Origin of the sequence: Alloacidobacterium sp. (assembly GCF_035631355.1) — a bacterium.
Classification (GTDB): domain Bacteria; phylum Acidobacteriota; class Terriglobia; order Terriglobales; family Acidobacteriaceae; genus Alloacidobacterium.
The window spans coordinates 45,068-52,551 of record NZ_DASQIX010000004.1 but is presented as its reverse complement, the minus strand read 5'-3'; the positions used below and the strand labels follow the sequence as shown (position 1 = coordinate 52,551).

At 55.5% G+C, this 7,484-nt stretch carries 6 protein-coding genes; all 6 read left to right on the top strand.

The features are described 5' to 3' along the window. Positions 1-426 (top strand): hypothetical protein (locus tag VEV40_RS01525; protein ID WP_324829633.1); only part of this gene is annotated, 426 nt, incomplete at its 5' end. 17 nt (positions 427-443) lie between these two features. Further along, positions 444-977, top strand: coding sequence for an RNA polymerase sigma factor (locus VEV40_RS01520; RefSeq protein ID WP_324829632.1), 534 nt, complete (start codon positions 444-446; stop codon positions 975-977). Between the two features lie 5 nt (positions 978-982). Next, on the top strand, positions 983-1,429 hold the full coding sequence (locus VEV40_RS01515) for a hypothetical protein (protein WP_324829631.1): 447 nt from the start codon (positions 983-985) through the stop codon (positions 1,427-1,429). A gap of 75 nt (positions 1,430-1,504) precedes the next feature. Beyond that, on the top strand, positions 1,505-2,143 hold the full coding sequence (locus tag VEV40_RS01510; protein ID WP_324829629.1) for a DedA family protein: 639 nt from the start codon (positions 1,505-1,507) through the stop codon (positions 2,141-2,143). Between the two features lie 179 nt (positions 2,144-2,322). Next, entirely contained in the window at positions 2,323-3,669 is a 1,347-nt protein-coding gene (locus VEV40_RS01505; protein ID WP_324829627.1) for an inositol-3-phosphate synthase, read from the top strand. A gap of 219 nt (positions 3,670-3,888) precedes the next feature. Next, positions 3,889-7,401, top strand: coding sequence for a DNA polymerase III subunit alpha (gene dnaE / locus VEV40_RS01500; RefSeq protein ID WP_324829625.1), 3,513 nt, complete (start codon positions 3,889-3,891; stop codon positions 7,399-7,401). Positions 7,402-7,484: the final 83 nt, after the last annotated feature.

The following is a 7,484-nucleotide window of genomic DNA, read 5'->3' as shown; positions in this document are numbered from 1 at the left end:
GTACCAAGCGGCGCATTTTTCATGATTGGATGGATCGTCTGGGTTCTGTTTTCCTCGATCCGCCGCTACAAGATCGCCAAGTTTCAGGCCGACGTCCAATCGCGGCTGCTGCAAAGGCTGGACACGAGCGAGAGTCTTCTTGCCTATGTGGATACACCCGCCGGGAAGCAATTTATCGAAGGATTGAGCACGGAACGGGTTACGCCCTATGAACGTATCCTCAGCAGCACGCAGGCGGCCATTATTATCACGGCCTTTGGAATTGCCCTGCTGGTGCTGCGGGCGAAGCTGCCTTTTTCCGATGAGGCCTTCACCATCTTCGGGACACTGGCGATAGCACTCGGCGTGGGCTTCGGTGTAGCGGCTGCGGCGTCGTATCTACTTTCGCGATCGTTCGGCCTTTTTGACCGTAGACCGCAGGCCTAGTGAGTTGCTCGTTACAGATGACCCTGGCGGATTCCATCACGAACTTCCCGGAGAGCGCGAGCCATGATTCGCGAGCGCTGGACGAAGCCGCCTTTCAGGTGATCTATGACAGGACGGCACGTCCGCTTTGGGCATATCTGCTGCGAGTCTCAGGCCAGCGCGAAGTTGCCGATGACCTCCTGCAGGAGACATACTGCCGCTTTCTCAGTCGCAAAACAGGCGAGCAGACGATGAATGAGACTGAGACGCGCAGCTATCTCTACCGCATTGCCACAAATCTGCTGCGCGACCGCTGGCGGAGTGGTGAGAGCGCTTTCTGTGATGATGCGGACCATGAGGAGGCGGTGGAAGATGATCCGGCTGCGAAGATTGATGTTCGCCGAATGATGCAGGCCCTAAAGCCACGCGCGCGCCAGCTTTTATGGCTCGCCTATGTGGAGGGCATGAGCCATACCGAGATTGCCGAGATTACCGGCCTTAGCGCGATGAGTATCCGGCTGCTGCTGTTACGCGCGCGGCGTACTGCAGCCGGGCTGCTGAAAACGAGATGAATACGATGCGATGTAAATACGAAAGCGAGACAATGCGAGCGCTGTATACGGGCGCGCCTTCCAATGCGCTTATCGAGCACCAGAAAAACTGTACCGATTGCCGTGAAACGGTGCTGGTGGCAGAGGCTCTGCGGCAGGATGCGAGCGATCTTGCCTCTCGGAACACACCGCCATCGTTGGCGGTGGTATGGGCGGAAGCGGAGCGGCACCGCCAAATGGCTGCGCTGGCACGGGCCACACGCTTTCTGAACATCTTAAAAATTGCAGGCGTAGTTTATGGCGTAGTTTTTATTTTTTGGGCTCTGTATTCGCTCGCTGCGCATGGCCTGACCATGCCGGGACTGGATGTTAGGTCGTCTAATGCGGTCATCGAAGGTGCGGGACTGGCCATGCTTTTTATCGGCAGTGGGCTCTGGTATACGCTGCGGCGGGATGAGCGCCTTACGAACTGACTTTGATCCGACTAGCCTATGCACACCGATGTCGCCGCCGTTCTTTAAAAATGCGGGCGGGTATACTCAACGGGAATGACCGAAAAAATCCTGGCCGTTCTTGCCTCGTTCATCATTGCTGTAATCTCCGCTTCAGGCTATGCGGGCATTGCCCTGTTAATGGCGGTTGAGTCAGCGTGCATTCCGCTGCCGTCGGAGATCATCATGCCGTTCTCCGGCTACCTGGTGCATACGGGGCAGTTGAAGCTGTTCTGGGTGGCGACGGCAGGGGCAATCGGCTGCAATCTAGGATCGCTGGTTGCATATTGGATCGGAGCGGTGGGCGGCAGGCCATTCATTATGAAGTATGGCCGGTTTGTATTGCTAAACCAGCACGATCTTGACCGGGCAGAGCACTTTTTTCAGCGGTTTGGCGGAATCACAGTCTTTATCGGGCGGCTGCTGCCTGTGGTGCGCACGTTTATTGCGCTACCGGCAGGCATTGCGCGAATGCCGCAGCTTCGCTTTCACCTCTATACGTTTCTTGGATCGTGGCCCTGGTGCTATGTGCTGGCCTATGTCGGCATGAAGCTGGGGCAGGCATGGGAGAGCGATCCACGATTTAAAGCCGCGTTCCATCGTTTCCACCTGGCGGTGGAAATTGTCATTGTGATTGGCATTGTCTGGTTCATCTGGACGCACTGGAAGAACCGCGTGCGGGAACAGGAAGCATAAAGCAGCGGGCATAGCGTTAAGTGTGAAGGATACTGAGCGAAGCACGTCGCTTCCATAAATTTTCCATTCAAACCATGACAGCTACCATTTAAACAGACCGCATTTGCCAAAGTCTATGCCGAGGGCTGAGACTGAATGTTCAATCTGCATTTTTATGGAAGGACGGTTGAAGCAAGGGGATGTCTACGCCTAAGGACGCAAGCAAGACGGCGGCAGCAGAGAAGAAAGTTCAGCCAGCCAAGGGGAAACTGGGAGTCATGACGGTTGGCATGGGCGCCGTGGCCACGACGCTGATTGCCGGGGTTGAAGCGGTACGCAAAGGATTGGCGAAGCCCATCGGGTCGCTGACCCAGATGGGAACGATTCGTCTGGGCAAACGTACAGACGGGCGCACGCCGTTGATTAAGGATTTCGTTCCGCTGGCGGACCTGAACGACGTGGTCTTTACAGGATGGGACATTTTTCCGGAGAACATGTATGAGGCCGCCGAGCAAGCTGCCGTTCTCGACCGCGACCATTTGAAGAGCATCAAGCCGTTTCTTGAGGCCATCAAGCCGATGCCGGCCGTCTTCGACCAGTATTATGTGAAGCGCCTGAACGGGACACACGTTAAGAAGGGCAAGAGCAAGTGCGACCTGGCGCAGCAGTTGCGGTCTGAGATTCAGGCTTTCAAGTCACAGGTCGAACGAGTAGTGGTGATCTGGTGCGGATCTACTGAAATCTTTCTGGAACCTTCCGAGGTGCACCAGTCCATTGTGGCTTTCGAGAAGGGGTTGGTGAACGACGATCCGAACATTGCCCCTTCGCAGATTTATGCTTATGCCGCATTGAAAGAAGGCGTTCCATTTGCCAATGGCGCGCCGAATCTGACTGTTGATTTGCCTTGCATGCAGCAGCTTTCTAAGCAGACGGGTGCGCCGATCTGCGGGAAGGATTTCAAGACTGGGCAGACATTCATGAAGACAGTCCTTGCTCCGGCGTTCAAGGCTCGCATGCTGGGGGTTTCCGGTTGGTACTCGACGAACATTCTCGGTAACCGCGATGGCGAGGTATTGGACGATCCCGAATCGTTCAAGACAAAAGAAGAATCGAAGCTCGGCGTTTTGGACTTTATTCTTCAGCCGGAGCTTTATCCTGAGCTTTATAAGGACATTTACCACAAAGTCCGCATTAACTATTACCCGCCGCGCGGTGATAATAAAGAGGGTTGGGATAACATCGACATCTTCGGATGGCTGGGCTATCCGATGCAGATCAAGGTCGATTTCCTCTGCCGCGACTCGATTCTGGCGGCCCCCATTGCGCTCGATCTGGTGTTGTTCCTCGACTTAGCACAGCGCAGTCCGGAACTGAAGCACTTGGGCATTCAGGAATGGCTGAGCTTCTACTTCAAGTCGCCGATGACAACCGAGGGGCTGTATCCCGAGCACGATCTGTTTATCCAGTCGATGAAGTTGAAAAACACGCTACGGCACATTATGGGCGAGGATTTGATTACACACCTCGGGCTGGAATATTACGACTGAAACCCACGTTGTCATCCTGAGGAGAAAAACGACGAAGGATCTGTTTCTTAAAATTTCCAGTAGGCCGGAATAGAAAACAGATTCTTCGCCTATGGCTCAGAATGACAGCTGTCGATAATGGCACCAATTTCGACACTGCTTTTCCTCATCTCATTTACGTTTTGCACCTCGCCTCGGCCTGAAACACCCATCACATCAGAACTAAAATAGCCATATCCCATGGCTGAATTTACCCATCTGCACCTGCACACCGACTATTCACTACTGGACGGGGCTTGCGACGTGGACAAGTTGGTGAACCGCGTGGCTGACATTGGCCAGAGCGCTGTTGCCATCACCGACCACGGCAATATTTACGGTGCGGTGCACTTTTTTGATGCGGCGAAGAAGCGCGGCGTGAAGCCGATTCTGGGCTGCGAGCTTTATATCTGCAAAAAGGACGACCATCGCGCCGACCCTCAGGGGGACGACTACAACCATCTGCTGGTGCTGGCGGAGAGCGAGGAAGGCTATCGCAATCTGGTACGGATCACGTCGGAGGCTTCGCTGCATGGCTTTTATCGCAAGCCGCGCGTGAGCAAGAAATATCTGGCGGAGCACTCGGAAGGATTGATTGGTTTTTCGGGCTGCCTGGCGGGCGAGCTTTGCGAAAATCTGATGGCAGGGAAGTACGAAGCGGCGCGGACAACGGCAGGGCAGTATCAGGAGATCTTCGGCAAAGGCAATTTCTTTCTTGAGATTCAGGACCAGGGGCTGGAGCTTGAGAAGAAGATTCATGCCGATCTTTTCCGGCTGGAGAAGGAATTAGACATTCCGCTGGTGGCGACGAATGACAGCCATTATCTCTGCGAGGACGATTCGCATGCGCACGAGGTCCTGCTATGCGTGCAGACGGCGGCATCGATTCACGATCCCAAGCGCTTCAAATTCGATTCCGATCAGTTTTACGTAAAGACCGCAGCGGAGATGGAGAAGCTGTTCTCGCACTCTCCCGAAGTGGTGGGCCGCACGATGCAGTTCGCCGAGCGCTGCAATTTGAAGCTCAGCCAGGTTGACAATCCGTTTCCAGAATTTGCTGTTCCGCCAGGGCACACCATTGACAGCTACTTTGAGGAAGTCTGCCGGCAAGGGCTGAAGAAGCGGCTGGAGACGGCGGTACGGAACCTGGAAGCTCGCGGGGTACTGCGGACGCCCGTGCATGAGTACGAAGCGCGGTTGAACTTTGAGATCGACATCATCAAGCAGATGAAGTACTCAGGTTACTTCCTGATCGTGTGGGATTTTATCAAGTATGCGCGGGACCATAAGATTCCGGTGGGACCGGGAAGAGGCTCGGCTACGGGCTCGCTGGTCGGGTATGCGATGGAGATTACCAACATTGACCCAATGCAGAATGTGCTGCTCTTTGAGCGGTTTCTGAATCCAGAGCGGGTCACAATGCCCGATATTGATGTGGACTTCTGCCAGAACCGCCGCGGCGAAGTGATCGAATATGTGACGCGGAAATATGGGCGCGAGCAGGTGGCGCAGATCATCACGTTCAACACCATGGCGGCGAAGGCTGCGATCAAGGACGTGGGACGCGCGCTGGATATGCCGTACGGCGATGTGGACCGGATTGCGAAACTGGTCCCCACTACGATAGGCGTGACGATTGAACAGGCCCTGATGAATTCGCCGCAGTTGCAGGAGGCGTACGACGGAAACCCGCAGATTCGGGAACTGATTGATACAGCGAAAAAGCTGGAGGGATTGGTGCGCGGGGCGGGTGTGCATGCCTCGGCGGTGGTGATTGCGCCTCGCCCGCTGGCGGACCTGGTTCCGGTTAGCCGCAGCAAGAATGATGAAATCGTAACTGCCTATGACATGAAGGCAGTTGAGAAGATGGGCCTTCTCAAGATGGATTTCCTAGGCCTCGCTACGCTGACCGTGATTACTGATTGTCTGAAGCTGATTGAGCAGACCCGTGGCGAGAAGCTGGATATCGAGATGCTCCCACCGGACGACCCGGAGACGTTCAAACGAGTGTTTCATACGGCATTGACGTCAGGGGTCTTTCAGTTTGAATCGCCCGGGATGCGGGACATTTTACGGCGCTACAAGCCGGATACGGTGGAAGACCTGACGGCGCTGAATGCGCTGTATCGTCCTGGGCCGATGGACATGATCGACGACTTCATCGAGCGCAAATGGGGACGGCGAAAGGTGGAGTTTCTGCTGCCGGAGCTTGAGGGAATACTGAAGGATTCGCTGGGCGTGATCGTGTACCAGGAACAGGTGATGCGGATCGCGAACGTGCTGGCTAGCTACTCGCTGGGCGAGGCCGACCTGCTGCGTCGGGCGATGGGAAAAAAGAATGCCGAGGCAATGGCCGAGCAACGAGACCGGTTTATGAGCGGTGCCGCTGCACTCGGGCATCCCAAGGCCGCTGTTGGCGAGATATTCGATCTGATGGCGAAGTTCTCCGGATACGGTTTCAATAAGTCACACTCGGCGGCATACGCGCTGGTGGCCTACCAGACGGCTTATTTGAAAACGCACTATCCAGTGGAGTTTATGGCGGCGCTGCTGACCTCGGAAATCTCGAAGCCGGAAAACGTGGTGAAGTACATCAAGGAATGCCGCGAGTTGGAGATTCCGGTTGAGCCGCCTGATGTGCTTTTCAGCGACGCTGATTTCACGCCGCACGGAAAAGCCATTCGCTTTGGGCTGACAGCGATCAAGAACGTCGGACGCAATGCAATTGATTCAATTTTGACGGCGCGTAATGAACTGGCCGCGCAGAAAAAGGCTTTCGCATCGTTCTGGGAGTTCTGCGAGAAGGTCGATCTGCGGCTGATGAACAAGCGCGTGGTGGAATCGCTGATCAAGGCTGGGGCCCTGGATTCGTTTGGTCGGCGAGCGGCTCTTATGTCCTCGGTGGACAAGGCGATGGAGCGCGCGCAGAAAACGCAGCGCGACCGCGATGCAGGGCAGCATGGGTTGTTCGGGATTTTCGACGATCACCCGACAGCGGCTGCAAAAGCCGACGAGTTGCCGAATATCGCGGACTGGGATGAGTATCAGCGCCTTCAGGCTGAGAAGGAAGTGCTTGGGTTCTTTGTGTCAGGGCATCCTCTGGATAAGTACGCGGAGAAGCTGCGGAATCTTCCTGGAGTCATGGATGCGGCGACGGCGCTCGAAACGAAGCCTGCGCCTAGCAACGGGCGGCGCGGTCAGGCTCCGGAAAACGAAACGGCAATTGCCGGTGTGATTGTCGGATTGAAGGTTGCAAAGTCGAAACGATCGGGTGAGCTGTATGCGCAGGCATCTTTGGAGGATGCTACGGGCAAGATCGATCTGATCTGTTTCCCTAAAGATTACGAGAAGTTGAAGGAGACGCTGAAGATCGAAGTCCCGGTACTGGTTCGTGGACAACTGCGCGCGGAAGAAGAGGCTGCGCCTAAGCTGGCGGTGTCATCGATTCAGGCGCTTGAAGATGTGAAGGTCCGCTTGCCGCAGAATGTGCGCATCCGAGTGCCGCTGGAGCGGGCGAGCGAAGCTACTTTGATTGAATTGCGGCAGATGATTGCGGCATCACCGGGGCCGGGCAAGCTGATGCTCAATCTAGAACGGAGCGGCGAGTTCTGCGTGATGATGGAGCCTGTCGGGGTAACGGTTGCGGCTGATCGGGCGTTTGTAGATCGCGCTGAAGAACTACTGGGGCGCGGGATGGTGCAGGCGCTCGACTGAAAAGGGCACAGAGCATACCCTCTGAATTTTCAAGCTGACGAGCTTTGTTTTCAAAATGCGAGCGCAACCTGTGCTGCCAAACA